Origin of the sequence: Alkalihalophilus pseudofirmus, assembly GCF_029094545.1 — a bacterium.
Classification (GTDB): Bacteria; Bacillota; Bacilli; order Bacillales; family Bacillaceae_D; genus Alkalihalophilus; species Alkalihalophilus pseudofirmus.
This window is the reverse complement of sequence record NZ_CP117835.1, coordinates 211,547-232,536: the sequence shown is the minus strand read 5'-3', so window position 1 is coordinate 232,536 and position 20,990 is coordinate 211,547. Positions and strand designations below refer to the sequence as shown.

Below are 20,990 nucleotides of genomic sequence, written 5' to 3'. Positions count from 1 at the left end.
TAATGTTGATTTGTATGTTATTATCCTGCGTGCGGAAGGTCACCGGCATGTGGTAGATCACCGGCATGCGGTAAGTCTCCAGCATGTGGCAGGTCACCTGCATGCGGAAGGTCAAAAGCAGCTTCATTAGCTGAGGCGGATAATGCACCAGCTCCTAAAATAAATGCTCCTACTAGTAATGCGCAAACAAAACGTTTTAATGACATCTTCTTCACCCTGCCTTCTTTTTAAGTTACGTTTAGTATACATCTTTTTCCACTTTTCTGAATTCTTCACAGTACCCTATTTCTTACTAATTAAAGCCCTGAATAAGCGAATAACTCGTATATCTCTTTAAAATATAAATGTACTCATAATGCAAGTTGGATGCAGAGAGCTCTCTCTGCATCCAGTACATCCTTAGGGATTATTGAGCCGCATACTCAGCATCCACTAAGCCATTTCCATAATACGTGCTGTTACCAAGCGGAATTGCTGTTTGATTCATACGATTACGAATTTGTGCCGCCGTTAAGTGAGGGTGTTTTTGTTTAACTAATGCAGCTACCCCAGCAACATGTGGAGATGCCATTGACGTACCATTTAAACTGCGATATCCGTTATTTAAATACGTACTGTTAATATTGACACCAGGCGCCATAATCTCAAGTTCTGATCCATAGCTTGAAAAGTTCGCTCTATTTCCATTTTGGTCCACCGCTCCAACAGCCATGACAGATGCATAGCGCGCTGGGTAGCCCATGTTATTCGAGCCGCCTTGTTGTCCTGAGTTTCCAGCCGCCCCAATTAATAAGACACCTGCATTCCTAGCGCGGTCTGCTGCTAATTGCAGGGTTGTAGACCCAGAAGGACTTCCTAAACTCATGTTGGCAATATCCATCCCATTATTCATCGCCCATTCAATTCCTTGAGCAATGGATGCATGCGAACCGCTTCCGTTACGATCAAGAACTTTAACAGCATATAGTTCAGCTCCAGGAGCCACTCCCAATACGCCATATGAATTGTTTAGGGCAGCTACAGTACCAGCTACGTGAGTACCGTGACCATTATAATCCACATAAGTGTTTTCTGTAGAGATAAAGCTTACTCCTCCTCTAATATGTAAATCAGGATGAGGAGCCACTCCTGTATCAAGTACTGCTACTTTTACTCCGTTCCCAAAGTAACCTTGACGATGAACAACATCCGAGTAAATATAAGGGATTCCCCAAGGAACAGTCTGTGCAATTTCAACTTCTTCGTTTTCCTCAATAAAATCAATATGAGGATTATTTTTCAATCCACTTACCGCTGCTTCTGGAAGCTCTGCATAGATAACTGGAAACTCTGTATATTCATGATGAATTTTTCCACCTGCATTTTGGATAAGTCCTTTTGCCTTGTCTGAGTTGAAACCAATTAAGTACTCTTGCTTCGCATCATTTGCACTAGCCGTACCTACTAGCATGATTAGAAACAAAATAGTTAAACTGCTGACCAATGCCGATTGCTTAACCTTCAACGCTGAGCGTATTTTTTGAAGATTCATAGGCGATCACCTCCTATGAATAATCTATCAAAATTCAAAAAAGTATGTATTTTCTGTGACAAGTTATTACAACCTATTTACTAGAATAATAGGAGGATTCTCGTCTATTATGCTACATTTAATAAATATAGTAATATAAATAGTTTTATATGAAAGGTTCAAAAAACAAGCTGAGAATATAGAAAAATGTGGAATTTCCCCATAAAAAAAGGCATTTGAGGAACTTCTCAAATACCTTAATTGTATATTTAGTTATAGCGCGGCAAAATAATATCAATCAACGTCCCTCTTTTGTATCCGCTGCGAATCCTAAAATCACCCTTATGTTCATGGATAATCTTTTGACTGATTGTTAACCCAAGCCCGATCCCCTTTTCTTTTGTCGTATAAAAAGGCGTTCCTAAATGAGCAAGACGATCTTTTGGAATACCTGGACCGTTATCAATAAATCTAAATCTAACCCTTTCCTCTCCATAGCAGCTTTCAACTTTAATTCGTATCTTGCCCTTTTGGGGCTTAATGGCTTCTATAGCGTTACGCAATAAATTGATGAATACTTGTTTTAACTGATTTTCTACTGCATAGATGGACATCTGCTCTGTCTCTACATAGATGACGTCGATTTCAATATTATTTAAATGGGCCTCAGATTGGAATAAGACAATCGTATGAGAAAGCAGATCTTGAATTGGAATGCTTTTTCGATCCACTTCTTGCGGTTTGGCGAGGACCATAAACTCATTGATAATCTCTTCAATTCTATTTAATTCAGAAAAAATAATCTCCCAGTAATGATTATCTTTTTTCTCGACATTTTGTTCTTGATATAATTGAAGAAAACCTTTTATCGATGTTAATGGATTTCGGATCTCGTGAGCCACTCCTGCTGCAAGCTGTCCAACTACAGATAGCTTGTCTAACCTGCGAATCATTTTTTCATTTTCTTTCCGCTCGGTAATGTCACGGCTTTCTATTAAGATGTCTGATTGTTCTCCTTCATCAAACATCCTTAAAATGGATTCGATCCAAATGGTGCTTCCATCCTTACGATACATCCGGTACTCCATTCGTTGCTGTTCTTTTGTTTCCAAAACCCTTTGAAAGGTTTCATAAGTATGATCCCTGTCATTAGGATGGATTCTCAAGGTTGCTGTATCTCCTATCAGCTCACTTTCTTTATAGCCAAGCAGCCTTTCATGAGATGGCGAGATATACTTGCCAACCCCATTGCGGTCTATTATCGAAATAAGGTCATAGGAGTTATCAGCAATTAAGCGATAGCGCTTTTCACTTTCACGCAACGCTTCTTCCTGCCTTTTCTTTTCTGTTACATCATTTAGCAGCACAAGATTCACCTTGTTATCTCTTATGCTTATTGACGTAACCATTGCCTCGATAATTTTATATTGTTGATCTAACGTTTTAATAGTGTATTCACTTTTACCTTGAACCGGTTCCTGGTGTACATCTGTAGAGCGTTTTTTTATTTCAGCATGATGCTCCATGTTAGCAAACGAATAGATGGATTTGCCTATTAATTTGGATTCATCATCCGTCCCCATTAAGGTAAGGGCCGCATGATTCACATATTGAACCGTCCCCTCTTGATGAACAAAAATCGGCAAAGGACAAAGGTCGACTAGCTTTCGATATCTCTCTTCGCTTTCCCGCAGCAGGGATTCAATCTTTTTTTGTTCAGACATATCACGAAAGACACTTAATGAACCAACAATTTCCCCGTCTACATCTGTCACGTAGGAATACGTAATGGAGACATCAAATAATTCCCCGCCTCTTCTTAATCTTTGAGTAGTAATATGGGAATAGCTCGAGCCCCTCAAAGACATTTCGTTAATTCTAGAGGATTCTTCAATTAAAGAGACAGGAAGAATATTAATTTCAAATACTTTTTTCCCTAACACTTCTTCACTTTTCCAGCCAAACATGTCCGTAAAAGCAATGTTTACAAATGTGATTGTTCCGTTAACATCACGAACTAATACCGCATCTTCCGTATTTGATAAGTAAGTGAGCAAGGAAGCATTATAGGAGCCGATTAAATTCTGCTTATTTTTCCCAACAATTAAAACGACCCATTCTTTCATCTCTTCTACATAAACAGGGCTGCAGCTTACCGTTAAAATCCCTTTATCTTCAAGAGAAAACGAAAAAGACACTTTTTTCAGAGTTTTAAATGCATTTTTACACGTGCGCTCAAACTCATTTTCCTTACATACAAAGCCATTCTTACCATGCATGAAAAATTCGGCTACCCATTTTTCTGCTGGCTGGTTGTATGCGGTTAGCAGGATCTCTTTATCTGTATTTCTGCAAATAAACACACTATCACTCGTTTGGTAAAACCACGAGAGAAAGAGTTCATCTTTTACTAGATCTTTTGGCTCCGGCACGATCATCACAACCATTCTCCATGAATCTGTCTATATTTTTATTATATAAGATAAATGTGCTGCCTGAACACAACAAATCATGGATATTAATACCAAATAAAGAAACGAGAGGTCTATCGAGTGACCTCTCGTTTCTTTTGTCCTTTTATTTAGGTTAATTTAATCCGTTTAATGCATCTTTAACCGTCTCAATAATAAAACGGATATCTTCTGTTTCGATGGATAATGGAGGCGAGAGCGTGAGAACATTATTGAATCCTGCTACAGTTGCTCCATTCTTCCCTACGATGAGGCCTTTATCTTTGCAGGTTCCAATCACCTGGTTGACTAATTGTACATCAAGAGGTTCTTTAGTACTCTTGTCTTTTACTAATTCAATACCAATTAGCATCCCTTTGCCTCTGACATCACCGACATATGGGTTAGTTTGCAGTAACGTTTGAAGATCCGCTCTCATCTGATTACCGAGCTCAGCTGAACGATCGAATAATTTTTCTTTATCCATAATCTCTAAATTCTTTAGAGCGAGTGCACATGACGCAGGACTGCCGCCAAACGTGTTTACGTGCCTTAGGTATTCGTACTCTTCTGTGCCTTTAAATGCTTCATAAATTTCTCGCTTCACCGCTGTTGCTGACAGCGGTAAATAGGCACTTGTGATTCCTTTAGCCATTGTAACAATATCCGGCTGCACCCCGTAATGCTGGAACCCAAACGGCTTTCCTGTGCGTCCGAAACCGCAGATGACTTCATCTGAGATAAGAAGGGCTCCGTGAGCTTCACAAGCCTCCTTCACACCTTTCATATAATTTTCAGGGGGAACTAATACTCCTCCGCCCGTGATAATTGGTTCCATAATAACAGCCGCTACGGTTTCACTTAATTCCCACGTCATTGCCTGCTCTATATCACTTACAGACGTTAAAGAACGCGGCTCAGCTGTTTCATTTTCAGGCCTTCTGTACATGTCAGGAGGAGGAACATGTATGAAACCAGGCGCTAACGGTTCATACTTATACTTGCGCTGTGCCTGACCTGTTGCAGCTAGTGCCCCCATCGAGTTGCCGTGATAGGCGCGGTATCTAGAGATAAATTTATATCTCGAGCCTTCACCGCGCTGCTGATGATACTGTCTAGCAATTTTAAAAGCTACTTCATTAGCTTCTGAACCACTATTGGAAAAGAAAATGACATAATCATCGCCAAGCATTTCATTTAACTTTTCACCTAGTTTAATAGCGGGTTCATGACTCTGAGTTAATGGAAAATAAGCGAGTTCTTTTAATTGCTCATAAGCAGCTTCAGCAAGCTCTGTACGCCCGTAGCCGACATTTACACACCATAAACCAGCCATCCCATCTAGATACTGATTGCCATCACTATCTGTCACCCATGCTCCATTTGCTTTTTTCACTACCATCGTAGCGTTAGGGTTATAAGGCTTCATGGAATGCCAAAGGTACTTCTCATCAGCTGCTTTCATATCCAACTTTTGATTCGTCTTCTCCAAGTGACCTCCCCCTTCCTATTTTAGTTCATCAATTAAAAGTCAAAACGTGACGTGATCATCTTCTTACGTGTGAAGAAGTTCACTCCATCTTTTCCGTTTACATGCAAATCACCATAGAATGAATCTTTCCAGCCTGAGAATGGGAAGAAGGCCATCGTTGCTGGTACCCCTACATTAATTCCGAGCATACCTGCATCTGCCTCTTCACGGAACTTTCTTACAGATGCCGCATCTTTGGAATAAAGAGTTGCCCCGTTTCCGTAGCGGGATTTGCGGATATATTCAAGTCCTCCATCAAGATCTTCTGCACGAAGGAGACTTAAAACCGGTGCAAAAATTTCTTCTTTTGCAATTGTCATATCCGGCGTGACATGATCAAAGATCGTCGGCCCTAAAAATGTTCCTTCTTTTATTTCATCCATTTCCTTACGTCCATCGCGGATTAAAGAGGCGCCTTCTTCTACCCCTTTATGGATATAGCCAAGCACTTTCTCACGATGAGAATCACGAATAACTGGTGTTAAAAGTACATCCTCTTCAAGACCGCTTCCAATTGTCAGCTCATCTGCTTTTTTCTTTAACAGGTTCACAAATTTATCATTATCGCCGACTACGACAACCGCACTACAAGCCATACAGCGTTGTCCTGCGCTTCCAAATGTCGAGCTGATAATATGCTGAGCTGCTTTTTCCATATCTGCATCAGGCATCACGATATGATGGTTTTTCGCTCCAGATAAAGCTTGAACACGTTTCCCTTCGGCTGCGGCACGCTGATAGACATACTTAGCAACCGGCTGTGACCCTACAAAAGAAATGGCTTTTACATCTTCATGATCCAGTAAACCATTTACGACATCATGAGCCCCGTGTACCACATTTAATACCCCTTTTGGCGCACCAGCTTCTGTAAAAAGCTCTACTAATCTATTTGCGAGTAATGGCGTTCTCTCAGACGGCTTTAATACGAAAGTGTTACCACAAGCAATAGCCAGCGGGAACATCCATAATGGCACCATCATTGGGAAGTTAAATGGCGTGATACCTCCTACTACTCCTAGCGGGTAACGAAACATTTCTGAATCAATTTCTTCAGCGATTCCTGAGAGGGTTTCACCCATTATTAATGTTGGCGCCCCAGAGGCAAACTCTACACATTCGATCCCGCGCTGAACTTCTCCGTATGCCTCTTTAAATGCTTTCCCATTTTCTTGTACAATCAGCTTTGCAAGCTCTTCATGCTGATCAGTTAAAAGCGTATGGTATTTGAATAAGATTCTCGCTCTCTTTGGCACAGGAACGTTTTTCCATTTTTTGAATGCTACATTAGCTGCCTTTACTGCTTGATCCACATCTTCTTTTGTCGAGATGGGTACAGAAGCAAGAATTTCACCTGTCGCTGGATTGGGCACCTCAAGAGTGTCTTTCCCATTTGATGCAACCCATTCACCATTAATATAGTTTTTAAGCTCAGTTGATTTTTTTAGTACAGCCATGCCTGTCTCCCCCTCAATCGTTTTAATTTTCACACTATTTGATCCATGCTTCTATTATCTGTTATAAGGCTTGCGGTTGCATTAGACATTGTGTCAAATAAGCACCATAAATTTTTCCACATAATGATCATCAGCCAAATAAAAAATACACCCCATTTAAGGAGTGCAAATAAAAGTGATTAAACTGTCCGCTTTTGCAGCTGTTCTTCAACATTTAAATAATCTTTTGCAAGAAGCATAAATTCAAGTGCCAGCCTTTTCTCCGCTTCCATAAAGTCAGATCCAAGAAGCTTTTCGAGCTTTTCAATCCGATGATATAACGTTTGCCGTACAATAAATAATCGTTTAGCTGTCTCTTGCTTAGACCCGCTGCATGTTAAATAGGCTTTTAGCGTTTCAAGCAATTGTCCATTATATCGCTTATCATATTCAATGACCGGCGCTAAGTAATCACTAACGATTTCATCAAGGTTTGCATGCTGGTGAATGACCGATAAGATACGGTATAAATGAAGGTCATCATAAAACATGCTCATCTCTTTATGATGTGCTCTATTAGTAAGCAGCAGCGCTTCCCTTGCTGTTTTGTAGCTAACATTTACATCCTCAAGCTGATAAATGTATTTTCCCACCCCAAATCTGTAGGAAGAAACACTTTTCCCACCTGTGCCTTCTTGTGCTCTAACTCGCTCAAACGCTTCTTTGGCTCGTTCTTTCCAATCATCACCAGCCCTTTTATTCCCTAAAATCAATACTAGGTCCTGCCTGACATCAATCGTAAATAAATGAAAGCCATACTGCTCAAAAACGGTACGGATCCATAATTTTAAATAGGTGCAATCGGTATCTGCACCATGCCTTGCCGGCTGGTATTTACACACACACACCACTGCCCCGTTAAGCTTTAAGCCCGGTTCAAGGGAAGCGAGATGTTCATCAATGACGGCCTCTCTATGTGAGCCTTCCAGCCAATCTAACATCCACTGTGACTCCTCGGCATTTTTTCTTTCTTCCACATACATCGTTCTAAGGAGCTGTTGAGCTAGGGCTGTTACGGTTCTGTCTAAAATTAAAAAATCATATTCCGTTAAATCACGGTCTTTTGAAATAATCATTACTTCTGCATATTGATTTCCTAGTAACATGACCGGTTGTTTTGCTACTTTGGACTGTTTATCCATAGCAGCCTCTTCTGCTAATTTATACAGCTGTTTCCTCCTTCCTTTAGGAGGTTCAGGATAGAATTTAAGGTCTTTCTCATTAAACCTTGCTACGACTTGTACATCTAAGTACATTTGACAAAATGTTAAAATTTCATCATATTCGCTTATTTCTAAGAGCTTCTTATTTAACTGCTGAGAGTAATGTTCAAGATCTGATATGACTTGGTATTGTTTATTGATAAGCGTTGAATGGATATCTTGTGTAATTTCTACGAAAGGAACTTCTTGATTAAATACAATGATAGGAAATTGGTGAGTATTTGCTATTTCAATAACATCTGGAGGGATCGTGGATGTGTTTGTGCCGATTTCAATACATAGACCTGCAGCTTCGCAATCAATCAATTGTTTAACAAATTGCACAAATAAAGAGGGATCATCTTTAAAGCCGAGTCCTGTTGTTAAAATTAATTCATGACCTCTTAAAAGGTTTTTAATTTGTACGACTTCTACTACGTGGACCCACTTGACTAAACGATCAAGCCCTAAAGCTCCCGCCACCACTTCAATATGGTCAAAATGCTTCCGTTTCACAATCTCTTCAATTGATATATACGATTTCATTATCTAAATATCACCTCTTCTAAAGAGTAGAGAAATCAGTAAACATTACGATATTAATCTAGGTTGTACTTACTTCTATAACTCGTCCACTATCTCCTGCCTCACTCTAAAAATGATATGTAAGAAAACCTCCCTAAATAAAAAAAGCTGTACTAAGATGAGTGATCTCAGTACAGCTTGCTATTTAACCGGTTTTTTGAGCTTGCTTTAATAAGAGAACAGAAAAGTATTTTCTCGCATCCGCTGTCTTAATATGAAGACGTTCATATTGCTGCTGACCACGGCTCATGCCTGGGGCAGGCAGTTCAAACTCTACAAAAGCGCCGCTTAGATTTTCTGTAACTCCTTTAATTACATAGCCTTGCTGGATCAAATAATCGATTTCATCCCTCTCGGCCAAGTATTCTTGATAGTCAGACATAAACGGTCCCCTCTCTATGCATTTTGTGCTGTTTTGGCTGTTTGTTCTTTCTCATCATCATCCTCTATAATCCAATCTCTGCCCACCGTGATCCCTAAATACTTCTCATCACTTGGATCGTTCAGCTCGGCTTGCTGATATTTTTCAAACCACCAGTACTTCGCAAGAACATAATACACGGCAGCTCCGACAACAAAACCAACAGCAAAAGAATACGTTTGAATGAAGTAAGCTGCACCTCCGCCAAGAACCCAGGAAATTAGTCCAGCAAGATTCAGACCCTTCCAGTAGTGATATTGACCATCCTCTTTATAAAGATCAACTACATTTACACGACGCTTACGAATGAAATAATAATCTGCTACTAATATTCCAACGATCGCCGATAAGATCCCTCCTACTATAAGAAGCGCCGGAATAATAATCCCAAATAAACTCCATGGCTGCACTAGCACACCGATTAAACCGGCTACTACTACCCCTGTCCAGAATGGAAGCTTAGGGCCTCCGACATTTGAGAAAATCGTTGCTGCAGGAACAAGGTTTGCAGATATATTCGTAGACCATTGAGCAAAGACAATCATTAAGAGAAGGACACCAAGAACGATACCGCTTGCCGCTTCTTGAAGAGCGATTACCGGATCATAATTGGATACGGCGATGAAGGACACCGCACCAATCACTACCATAAACGTCTGGACAATTGGCAGTGTGATTAAGCTGCCCACAATTTGTCCTTTGTTGCGTTTAAACCAATTTCTCTCAAGTTTTGGCGCTTTAATAAATCTTGAAATAGATGGCATATCTGCCGCAAGCGTCCCCCAAAAGCCCATGTTACTCATGATGACAATGGCAAAAGCTGTAACGGCTGCTCCGCCTGTTACCGGACTTTCAATCCAGCTCCACACGTCACGCCCTGCAGCCAAAGCCTGGTCTGATAAGGTAGTGTACATCCATGCAGATATAATAATAATGATCGGTGCTGCAAGATCTGCAAAACGTTCTACTGCTTTAATTCCAAGGGCCGTATTGATGACCTGAATCGTAGCAAAGAATAAGAAACAAACAAACCAGTTATCAAAGCCGGTTAAAACAAACAAGATTCCATTCATGGCCGTTGCACCAAAGTAGGTGTTAATCCCAAACCAACATGAGGCCACAAATCCTCGTATAAGAGATGGAATATGAGTACCTATCGTCCCAAAGGGTGCCCTCATGTAGACCGGAAATGATAATCCATGTTCCACACCGATATCACCGGTTAGTGTCATACATAGTCCAATAGCAATTGATCCTATGATGGTGGCTAAAATAACCATTCCAAGAGGCAAAGATTGAACCCCTTCTCCACCAATTGCAAATGCTGCTAAGACAACCGCCATACCTACCCAGATAATAGCGAAACCTAATGTACTGATCTTTCGGTCGCCATGCGTTATCGGAAGCAGGTCAGGAGACTTTAAATAGCTTGAGTTTTTCTTCATCACGTGATCCCCCTCTTATGTGCTAGTAACCTAGCAGTCATACTTTTGTTAAACCGCGCCATTATCAGGTAGGTTGATCTTATGATAAATGGACGATCATTTTAGAAAGGTTCATGCGTGACTGGCTTCCCTCTCCCCAGCTTCTCTATATAGAATGCTTCTGGCGGCAGCTCGCTTTTCATTTGTTATTTAGATATCACTTCATCTGCATTAGCGGTCAGTGTTTGACCGTATTTAGCTCTCTTCACATATTTTCCTGTACCAGGAGATCCGACAAATTGCTTATCTCGAATAACAAACTCCCCTCTAGATAAGACAGAAACAGCTTCCCCTGTTACTTTCATTCCTTCAAAGGCGTTATAATCGACCGCCATATGATGGGTATCAGCCGAAATTGTACGCTCAACCGTTGGGTCAAACAAGACAAGATCCGCGTCCGCACCGATCGCAATCGTCCCCTTTTGTGGATAGAGACCAAATAACTTAGCAATACGAGTAGAAGTGATATCAACAAATTGATTTAACGAGATCCGCCCTTTTGTTACCCCCTCCGAATAGAGGATGCTTACACGGTCTTCAATAATCGGACCGCCATTCGGTATTTTTGTAAAATCACCTCTTCCTAGTTCCTTTTGTCCTTTAAAGTCAAACGAACATTGATCTGAGCCGAGCGTTTGTAAGTCCCCGTTTTTAAGAGCATTCCACAACACATCTTGGTGGTGCTTCTCTCTTAGTGGCGGTGACCACACATACTTCGCCCCTTCAAAATTAGGCTTCTCTAATGCCGTTTGATCGAGAACTAAATATTGTGGACATGTTTCGCCCCACACATCAAAGCCTTTACGTCTAGCTTCCGCAATTTTCTCGACAGCATCGCTGCATGATACATGCACAACATACAGCTGTGAATCAGCAAGACCTGTTAATTGAGCAGCTCTGCCTGTTGCTTCTCCTTCCACTTCCGGTGGTCTGGTCAGCGCATGATAAATAGGATCTGTCTGCCCTTTTTCAATCGCTTGTTTCGTTAAATAATCAATTACATCCCCATTCTCAGCATGGACCATGACTAAACCGCCCAGCTCTTTTGCCGTAACAAGTGTTCTGAAAAGTGTTTCATCATCAGCTTGGAAAACATTTTTATAAGCCATGAAGACTTTGAATGAAGTGATTCCCTCATCAGAAATCACTCTCGGGATCTCTTGTAATACGTCATCATTTATTTCACCAATCATTAAATGGAAACCGTAATCAATCACTGCTTTGTCCTTGGATTTTGCGTGCCATTCATCAATGGATGACTGCATTGGCTCTCCCTTTTTCGTCAAGCAAAAATCGATGACTGTCGTCGTTCCGCCGTAAGCTGCAGCAATTGTGCCAGATTCAAAATCATCCTTTGAAACAGTGCCGCCAAACGGCATTTCTAAATGCGTGTGCGGATCAATTCCGCCCGGAAACACATAACATCCTTTAGCATCTACTGTTTCAGCCCCATTTGCCGAAAGATTTGAACCGATCGCTGCAATCTTCCCGTCTTCAATAAGAAGGTCGGCTTCATACGTTTCAGATGCCGTTACAACCGTGCCGTTTTTAATCAACTTCTTCATTCGTTAGTCCTCCTTTGACCTTCTTCACTTTTATTCGTTCATGTTTCTTGTATGTGTCAACTCAACATGATGAGCCTGTTATTTTACAGTTGGGATACTGCAGTTACCCGCTGCCCCGATTGCTGCTTGACGTTCATTCCATGTCATGGCAGGCAGCTCATTTTTCAGCTCAACCATATCAATGGCTCCATCAACTGGACACACGATCGAACATAGGTTGCAGCCTACGCAATCATCCTCGCGAACTTTTAAGATGTCGTTTCCTTGGTCATCCTTTAACATATCAATACATTGGTGAGAGGTATCCTCACAGGCAATGTGGCATTTATTACAATTGATACAAACATCATTATTAATTTGTGCAACGACTTTATAATTCAGATCAAGGTTGCCCCAATCCGAGTAATTGGTCACCGATTTTCCGACAATATCCATAACTGATTCAATACCTTTTTCATCAAGGTAATTATTCAGTCCATCTAACATATCCTCTACAATTCTAAAGCCGTGGTGCATCGCAGCTGTACACACTTGAACGCCTGTTGCCCCCATCAGCATAAATTCAACCGCATTTTCCCAGTTGGAGACACCGCCCATCCCTGAGATCGGTACATTAACATGCGGGTTACGCGCACATTCAGCAACCATGTTCAGCGCAATCGGTTTTACTGCCGGACCGCAATAGCCGCCGTGCGCTCCCTTGCCGGCAACATGGGGAACTGTATTCCATGAATCAATATCAACTCCCGCCAAACTGTTAATCGTATTAATCATACTAACCGCATCTGCCCCGCCTTGAACAGCTGCTTCTGCCGTTACAGTGATATCTGTAATATTTGGTGTAAGCTTAACAATAACAGGAGTTTGGGCAACTTCTTTTGCCCAATACGTCTGCTTTTCAACGAGTTCAGGAACCTGCCCCGATGCAGCACCCATCCCCCGCTCAGCCATCCCGTGCGGACAGCCGAAATTCAACTCAAGTCCATCTACTCCAACATCTTCTACTCGTTTGACAATCTCATGCCACGCCTCTTGCCGCGGCTCTACCATGAGTGAGGCAATAATCACATGATCCGGGAAACGTTTCTTTGTTTCATAGATTTCTTTTAAATTTACTTCTAGCGGACGGTCTGTAATTAACTCGATATTGTTAAAGCCAGCAACCTTTTGCCCGTTAAAACTTACGGCTGCAAAGCGTGAGGATACATTTAATATAGGGTCGCCTAGTGTCTTCCATACAGCTCCGCCCCACCCTGCTTCAAAGGCACGCTGCACTTGATAGCCTGAGTTTGTTGGCGGCGCGGATGCCAGCCAAAAAGGATTCGGGGATTTAATTCCTGCAAAGTCAATTCGTAAGTCAGCCATTCAACTACCTCCTCGTAATTTGGGTTAAGCCGATTCTTCCTGCATGTTTTTAGATAGTTTTTGGTGCAGCGCATATGCTGTCTGTTTTCCTTGTTCTGCCGCTGTTACAACCATTGCTTCTCCTTGACCTTTACCGAAGATCACATCACCACATGCAAAGACTTTTTCGTTCGATGTCGTAAAGTCTTCCATATTTACCTTTACAACTCCGCCGTCATGCTCTAATCCAAACTGCTCGATTAAGTCAATATAGCGAGTCTGGCCGATTGCCTTAATCACCGCATCAACTTCTAACGTAAACTCAGACCCTTCTACAGGTACTGGTCTTCTTCGACCATCTTCACTCGGTTCACCCAGTTCCATTTTGATGCACTCGATCGCTTTCACTTTACCGTTCTCATCACCGATAATACGCTTAGGAGCAGTTAACCAGCGGAATTCGACTCCATCTTGCTTTGCAAATTCATATTCAAAATCATAAGCCGTCATTTCTGCCAGTGTTCTGCGGTAGAGGATTTTAACGTTTTCTGCGCCAAGACGAACAGAACATGTCGCACCATCCACCGCTGTGTTTCCAGCACCGATGACCACTACTTTTTTACCGATGTACTCTTCTGTCAGCTGGCCTGATTTCGTTGCTTTAACAAAGTCAATCGCATCATGAACACCATCTAGCTCTTCACCCTCTATTCCTAAATCCGGCACCTTAGACATTCCAATCGCAAGGACAACCGCATCATAATTGGCTACCAGCTCTGATACAGGAACATCTTCTCCAATTCGCGTATTCGTTTTAATCTTTACATCAAGACTCTTTACTTGATCTACTTCCCAGAATGACACGCGCTGTGGTAAGCGGAAAGAAACGATGCCATAGGTATTCAGCCCGCCCGCTTCTTTTTCAGCTTCATAAATCGTGACATCATACCCGATAAGAGCTAGTTCACGAGCAGCTGATAAGCCGGCAGGACCCCCTCCAACAATCGCAACCGTTTTTCCGTTCTTCTTTCCGGCTTTAAAGAGAACTTGTTCATTTTTCATTGCCCAATCAGTTGCATACCTTTGCAAATCGCCAATCATAATCGGCTTAGTAGAATGGTTTAGGACACATGCCCCTTCACAGAGCTCCTCTGTTGGACATACACGTGAACAGCTTGCACCGACTGGGTTTGCCGTCATAATCGTTTTAGCAGATCCCAACATATTCCCAGAGGAGATTTTCTTAATGAATTTAGGAATATCTATACTTGTCGGACAAGCGGTAATACAGGGTGCGTCATAGCAAAATAAACAGCGGTTTGCTTCTTCAACTGCTTCTCTATTTGTTAGTCCAGGATGAGCCTCTTGAAACTGCTTTTCTAAGTCTTCTACCGTTAACATTAAACGTTGCTCACTCAATGAAAGACCTCCTTTAATATCTAAACTAGTTAAGATGGAAGCGTTCTGCATGAGCTACGATCATATGCAGAACGCTTTTATGTTATTTTTTAAGGGAGAAGAGCCGTCATATCATCATATGTCTCTGGTCTGCGGTCTCTGTAAAACTGCCATGTATCGCGTACTTCTCGAATCATTTTCTTGTCCATTTCACCAATAATGACCTCATCTTGATCACGACTTGCAACAGCAACCATTTGTCCGCGAGGGTTTACTAGATAGGACTGTCCGTAGAACTCGCCCATATTCCATGGCGCTTCCATTCCGACACGGTTGATGGCACCTAAATAATAGCCATTTGCAACAGCGTGAGCTGGCTGCTCTAGCTTCCATAAGTATTCAGATAAACCAGCAACAGTTGCTGATGGATTAAAGACAATCTCTGCCCCGTTCAAGCCTAGTAATCTAGCACCTTCTGGGAAATGACGGTCATAACAAATGTAAACCCCAACTTTTGCATAAGCTGTATCAAAGACTGGGTAACCCATATTCCCTGGCTTAAAGTAATACTTCTCCCAGAAACCGTAACCCTCTTCCCCGACACCTACATGAGGAATATGCTGTTTGCGGTATTTACCTAAATAAGAACCGTCCGCATCGATCACTGCAGCTGTATTATAGTAAGTAGCAATGCCTTCCCGCTCATAGATTGGAAGAACAATAACAATTTCAAGTTCCTTTGCTAAATCTTGAAACAATCGTGTAGTCGGGCCATTCGGAATTTCTTCTGCCACCTCATACCATTTTGTTTTCTGTTCAGAACAGAAGTACGGGCCGTAGAATATTTCCTGCAGACATATGATTTGAGCACCCTTTGCTTTAGCTTCACGAATTAACTTAATATGCTTTTCAATGGCTTTCTCTTTATGAACCGCTACTGGCTCATCGCCGTGTACATCATTTGAGGCTTGAATTAGTCCAATTTTTACGTGATCTGACATCTTAATTCCCCCTAAGCAAAGTTAAGTTATTTCACAATAAGTAAAATGATCCACACCGAAATTATTAGAATAGTTTGACTTCAATATTAATTCTACGTGTGAGTCAGGACAAATACATCATACAAAGTGTTAAACCCTTGAATACTTTTGTTTATCATTTTGTAAAAAGCACATTTCCTTGAGCGTTATCCTACCACGCAGCTAGCCTGTTTTTCGTATTAATGTAAGGTTATCTCTCAATCTTTAAACATTTGTTGTCGTCTTCACTTATGAAACATTCCAGAAAGATCTTTTGAATCCCTTTTGTGTGGTAGAAGAATCCTTCAACATATATCTACTTGAATTGATAGTCATTACAATTTAATTGACATGTTTCCCGTGAAACATGTCGAAATTAATAGAGAGATCAGTTTTTGTGCGCTAATTTGTTAGAAAATTTATTATTTTGAAAATACTAAATTGACTTTATCTACATTATTAAGCTATAGTTTTCTTAGCAATTACTTGTAGGTTTAGTAGGTTATTGTCTATTTAATTCATCTGAGAGGAGATTAATCATGAAGAAACTATCAAAATTTTTGAAGTCTGCAGCCATTTTATCGGTACTAAGCGCAGGGCTAGTTGCTTGCAGCAGTGAACCCTCTAATGATCCTTCTAGTGATGGAGGAGAAACAGGAGAAAGTACAGGAGGAGGCGATCTGAAAGTAGCCGTTATGTCAGACCCTGTCTCACTTGATCCTCATGGTGCCAACGAGAATGTGTCAAACTCTATTAACTCAACAATTTATGACCGACTCGTACATATGGAAACAGACCTTACCATTCAACCTGCTTTAGCAGAAAGCTTTGAGCAGATTGATGACACGACGTGGGAAGCTAAGATCCGTCAAGGTGTTACATTTCATGACGGTTCTGACTTAAATGCAGAGGTAGTTAAAGCGAACTTAGATCGTGTTCGTGATTCAGAAGTGGCCTCTCCTGTCTCTTTCTTATTTGGGATGATTACGGATGTCACAGTAGAAGATGAGTATACGGTACATATTGAAACGGAATTCCCATTCGCCTCTCTGCCTGCACATCTTGCTCACCCAGGCGGAAGCATTATCAGCCTAGAATCAATTGAAGCTTCATATGAGGCAATGGAAAACGGCGGACAGCCTTTCTCTACTGTCAATGAAGCACCAGCTGGTACAGGGTACTTTAAATTTGAAGAACGCAGCCCTGGACAATCTGTCACTTTAGTAAAAAATGAGGACTACTGGCATGAGGAAAAAGCGAAAGTTGACTCTGTCACCTTCACCGTTATCCCAGAAGATTTAACGCGTATTGCCGAGCTTGAAACTGGCGGCGTGGACATCATATTTCCTGTAAACCCAAGTGATGTTTCACGAGTAGAAAATGGTGCTGAAACGTCTGTACAACAATCAAACTCAACGCGTATGGTTTACCTAGGATTCAATACTGAAGTAGAGCCATTTGACGATGTAAATGTAAGACGTGCTCTTCATATGGCTGTAGATAAGCAAGCATTAATTGATGGGGTGTTAGATGGCACTGGAGTCATTGCAGACGGACCAATTGCGCCGGATGTATTCGGATACAGTGATGATATTGACCGTATTGAGCATGATCCTGAACAAGCAAAAGAACTCTTAGCTGAAGCTGGTTTCCCTGATGGTTTCCAAACAACCATTTTGACTGACGATGATCGTGAACGCCAAGATCTTGCACAAGCTCTGCAATATCAACTTGCTGAAATTGGGGTAGACATTGAAATTGACACCTATGAATTCGGTACGTATTTAGAACGTGCAGGCCAAGGCCAATCTGAGCTGTTCTTAGGCAGCTGGGGTACCGTTACACTTGATGGCGACTACGGATTATATCCAGTCTTCCACTCAGCTAACAAAGGTCCTGCTGGCAACCGTTCATTTATTGATAACGAAGAAATTGACTCCTTATTACAACAAGCACGTGAGGCAACTGATGATCAGGAACGCCTAGATTTCTATGAGGCTGCGCAAAATGAACTAGCTGCAGAATCTCCATATGCCTACCTTTACTTCCCTGAAATTATCGCAGGTGTGCGTGATGATGTAGAAGGATTCTGGCAGTTCCCAAGTACAACTTTATTCTTACGTGATGTAGAATTGAATCGTTAAAGTGTAGAAAAGCTGACTTATGTTATTTCATAAGTCAGCTTTCTTATTGCTCGCTGTGTAAGGGTATGACTCTTTTCCTTCATCATGCTCCCCCTGTAATGGATAGTTCAACTTCTATTAATTAAACGTTTGTTTAAACTTATTGATCCCCGGTGTAAAGAGATATGCACCACTAACTTCAAATTGTATAGTACTCATCTTCACCTCTCTCTATAATCAAAAAAGACGCTGATTACAGCGCCTTCTCTAAGTGACTTTTACTCCATCCACTCTGGTTTTCCAAAGCCTTCAAATTCACTATCAATCACTTCTTCAAATTCACTCGATTCAACAGCTTCTTTAATATCTTCAACAAATGACTGATCAAGATTTTCTGTGCTTACAACGACACGGTTTCTATACTCATCAGGCATAGTCTCGAGCTTTAGTGCATCAAGAAGGTCCATATTAGCTGAGAGTGCAAAGTTTCCTGGTACAGCTGATAAGTCTACAGAATCTACAGCTCGTGGCAGCTGGCCTGCTTCAATTGGCTGGAACACAATATTTTTAGGGTTTTCGATGACATCACGCTCTGAAATGACGAGTGGATTCACGTCTGGGTCGACCTTGATTAATCCCTCTTCTTCAAGAATTAAAAAGGCACGAGCAGCATTCGTTGGGTCATTTGGGATAGCAATTTGCGTACCTTCTTCAATTTCATCCAGAGAGTCATACTTATTAGAATAAATCCCCATTGGTGCAGTCGGCACAACAATCACTTCTGAAAGTTCCATATTATTTTCTTCAGCAAAGTTCTCCATGTAAATTTTATGCTGGAATAAGTTCGCATCAATAGAACCGTTGTTTAATGCAATGTTTGGCTGTACATAATCACTAAATTCTACCACTTCTACTTCATATCCTTTTTCTTCTAACACAGGCTTGATGGCTTTACTTACCATATCACTGTATGGACCGGCAGTTGATCCAAATGTGATTTTTGATTTATCTTCCCCTGCAGCTGATGTTTCCTCTGTTTCCCCCGAACCACACGCTGCTAGTGCTCCTACTAATAATGCTGATAGTAATACCGTTTTTAATTTTTTCATCTTTTATCTCCCCTTTTCTCCTATTTTCATCTCTTATCTATTGTTTTTGCAATCAAGTCACCCGTGTATTGGATAACCTGGACGAGCACAATTAAAATGATAATGGTTGTAAACATCACAGCCTCATCATAACGGTAGTAGCCAAAACGAATGGCTAAGTCACCAATCCCGCCGCCGCCGACAACCCCGGCCATAGCAGAGTATCCGATAAGACTGATGGTTGTAATTGTAATTCCTTGTACGATTCCTGGTTTTGCTTCAGTTAATAAAATATCTTTAATAATCAGCCAAGGGCTTGCTCCGACTGATATAGCCGCTTCAACTACCCCCTTATCAATTTTCCGCATCGATGATTCTACTAATCTTGCAAAGAAAGGAATCGCTGCTACTGATAAAGAAACAGAGGCTGCCACCGGCCCAATTGTACCGCCTACAATGGCTTGTGTTAATGGAATTAATGCGACTAGTAAGATAATAAATGGGATCGAGCGAATTAAGTTTACAATCAGTCCAAGGATGCTTTTGATCCATATATTTTCTAAAAATAACCCTTTATCCGTGACATATAGTAGAATTCCTACCGGAAGGCCGACAAGAATAGCAATGGAAAGGGAGATTCCGACCATAATGACTGTTTGAATAAAAGCTTTATTTAATTCTGGCAGCAATTGAATAAATGTATCAATTGTCATTCGTGATCACCTCCACCCCGACCGCTTTTTCATCTAAGTAAGAGATAACCTTATTAATCTCTTCTTGGTCCCCTATCAGTTCCATAATGAAGACCCCGAGCGGCACTTCTTTGATGTATTCAATTTTCCCGTGCAGTATATTTCCTTTTACATCAAACCCTTTTAATACATCAGAAACAACGGATTCGTGTGCCACATCACCTTGAAAATGAATTTTTATGATTGTGCCTTGGCATGTGTTCATTAATGTTTGCGGGAGCTTAAACTGCATGACGCCATCGATAAATTCTTTTGTCAGCTTTTCTTTTGGCTTAGCAAACAGTTGATACACACTTCCAAGCTCGATGACCTTCCCGTTTTCCATCACAGCCATTCGGTCACATATCTCTTTTACCACTTCCATCTCATGCGTGATGAGAACAATCGTAAGACCTAGCTTTTCGTTTATACTCTTTAACAGTTTTAAGATGGACTGGGTTGTGCTTGGATCAAGGGCAGAGGTTGCTTCATCACAAAGGAGAACCTTTGGATCATTTGCCAGCGCTCTTGCAATACCGACTCTCTGTTTTTGACCGCCGCTTAACTGGCTCGGGTAGTGCTGCGTTTTATCAGAAAGGCCGACTAAATCAAGTAATTCTAGAACTTTCTTTTCACTTTCAGCTTTTGATTTTCCAGCAGCCTTTAAGGCGAAAAAGACATTATCAAATACCGTTTTAGATGATGCGAGATAAAAATGTTGAAAGATCATTCCTATTTTCTGTCTAGCCTCTCGCAATTTACTAGCTTTTAATGAGACTAGGTTCACCCCATCTACATAAATTTCCCCTGAGGTTGGCTTCTCCATTAGGTTAAGGCAGCGTAAAAGTGAGCTTTTTCCTGCCCCGCTATATCCGACAATCCCGAAAATTTCTCCTTTTTCAATCTCAAGGCTGACATTATCCACACCTTTAATCAGGCCCTTTTTTGTTTTATATTCTTTGATGACATTCTTGATCTCTATCATGATTTCCACCTCAGAAACTAAGTAATCTTATTTGAAAACTCAACTTTATAAAAACGTT

The 20,990-nt window shown here is 41.2% G+C and carries 16 protein-coding genes; 1 reads left to right on the top strand and 15 read right to left on the bottom strand.

The genetic code is table 11. From position 1 onward, the window contains the following. Positions 1–20: 20 nt before the first annotated feature. From PQ478_RS01245 to PQ478_RS01190, 12 genes are all read right to left on the bottom strand, one after another. Positions 21–206, bottom strand: coding sequence for a hypothetical protein (locus PQ478_RS01245; RefSeq protein ID WP_012957237.1), 186 nt, complete (start codon positions 204–206; stop codon positions 21–23). 200 nt (positions 207–406) lie between these two features. After that, on the bottom strand, positions 407–1,531 hold the full coding sequence (locus PQ478_RS01240) for a S8 family peptidase (RefSeq protein WP_289235580.1): 1,125 nt from the start codon (positions 1,529–1,531) through the stop codon (positions 407–409). A 248-nt stretch (positions 1,532–1,779) separates the two neighbouring features. Beyond that, entirely contained in the window at positions 1,780–3,948 is a 2,169-nt protein-coding gene (locus tag PQ478_RS01235) for a PAS domain-containing sensor histidine kinase (RefSeq protein ID WP_289236921.1), read from the bottom strand. 148 nt (positions 3,949–4,096) lie between these two features. After that, positions 4,097–5,452: an aspartate aminotransferase family protein gene (locus PQ478_RS01230; RefSeq protein WP_075683758.1), complete on the bottom strand. Its 1,356-nt coding sequence runs from the start codon at positions 5,450–5,452 to the stop codon at positions 4,097–4,099. A 32-nt stretch (positions 5,453–5,484) separates the two neighbouring features. Continuing rightward, positions 5,485–6,948 (bottom strand): CoA-acylating methylmalonate-semialdehyde dehydrogenase, encoded by a 1,464-nt coding sequence (locus PQ478_RS01225; protein ID WP_289235579.1) that lies wholly within the window; start codon positions 6,946–6,948, stop codon positions 5,485–5,487. A 179-nt stretch (positions 6,949–7,127) separates the two neighbouring features. Beyond that, positions 7,128–8,735 carry a PucR family transcriptional regulator gene (locus tag PQ478_RS01220; protein WP_012957231.1) on the bottom strand — a complete coding sequence of 536 codons (1,608 nt, stop codon included), beginning with the start codon at positions 8,733–8,735 and terminating at the stop codon, positions 7,128–7,130. Between the two features lie 184 nt (positions 8,736–8,919). Continuing rightward, positions 8,920–9,156, bottom strand: a complete 237-nt coding sequence (locus tag PQ478_RS01215) for a hypothetical protein (RefSeq protein WP_075683756.1) — start codon at positions 9,154–9,156, stop codon at positions 8,920–8,922. Positions 9,157–9,170: 14 nt separating this feature from the next. Next, positions 9,171–10,640, bottom strand: a complete 1,470-nt coding sequence (locus PQ478_RS01210; RefSeq protein WP_289235578.1) for an NCS1 family transporter — start codon at positions 10,638–10,640, stop codon at positions 9,171–9,173. 185 nt (positions 10,641–10,825) lie between these two features. Beyond that, positions 10,826–12,244 (bottom strand): dihydropyrimidinase, encoded by a 1,419-nt coding sequence (gene hydA, locus PQ478_RS01205; RefSeq protein ID WP_012957228.1) that lies wholly within the window; start codon positions 12,242–12,244, stop codon positions 10,826–10,828. Positions 12,245–12,322: 78 nt separating this feature from the next. Then, on the bottom strand, positions 12,323–13,609 hold the full coding sequence (gene preA, locus PQ478_RS01200; RefSeq protein ID WP_289235577.1) for an NAD-dependent dihydropyrimidine dehydrogenase subunit PreA: 1,287 nt from the start codon (positions 13,607–13,609) through the stop codon (positions 12,323–12,325). 24 nt (positions 13,610–13,633) lie between these two features. Continuing rightward, positions 13,634–14,989 (bottom strand): NAD(P)-dependent oxidoreductase, encoded by a 1,356-nt coding sequence (locus PQ478_RS01195; RefSeq protein ID WP_041822536.1) that lies wholly within the window; start codon positions 14,987–14,989, stop codon positions 13,634–13,636. 107 nt (positions 14,990–15,096) lie between these two features. Further along, positions 15,097–15,987, bottom strand: a complete 891-nt coding sequence (locus PQ478_RS01190) for a nitrilase-related carbon-nitrogen hydrolase (protein WP_289235576.1) — start codon at positions 15,985–15,987, stop codon at positions 15,097–15,099. A gap of 557 nt (positions 15,988–16,544) precedes the next feature. Between PQ478_RS01190 and PQ478_RS01185 the strand changes: the two genes are divergently transcribed. Continuing rightward, positions 16,545–18,149, top strand: a complete 1,605-nt coding sequence (locus PQ478_RS01185) for a glutathione ABC transporter substrate-binding protein (protein WP_289235575.1) — start codon at positions 16,545–16,547, stop codon at positions 18,147–18,149. 257 nt (positions 18,150–18,406) lie between these two features. On the opposite strand, the gene PQ478_RS01180 is transcribed toward PQ478_RS01185, so the two are convergent. From PQ478_RS01180 to PQ478_RS01170, 3 genes are read right to left on the bottom strand one after another with little or no spacing between them, the layout of a single operon-like run. Continuing rightward, positions 18,407–19,237, bottom strand: coding sequence for a MetQ/NlpA family ABC transporter substrate-binding protein (locus tag PQ478_RS01180; protein ID WP_289235574.1), 831 nt, complete (start codon positions 19,235–19,237; stop codon positions 18,407–18,409). Between the two features lie 26 nt (positions 19,238–19,263). Continuing rightward, positions 19,264–19,929: a methionine ABC transporter permease gene (locus PQ478_RS01175; RefSeq protein WP_289235573.1), complete on the bottom strand. Its 666-nt coding sequence runs from the start codon at positions 19,927–19,929 to the stop codon at positions 19,264–19,266. Next, on the bottom strand, positions 19,919–20,932 hold the full coding sequence (locus PQ478_RS01170) for a methionine ABC transporter ATP-binding protein (RefSeq protein WP_289235572.1): 1,014 nt from the start codon (positions 20,930–20,932) through the stop codon (positions 19,919–19,921). The genes PQ478_RS01175 and PQ478_RS01170 overlap by 11 nt, the downstream gene beginning before the upstream one ends. Positions 20,933–20,990 lie beyond the last annotated feature (58 nt).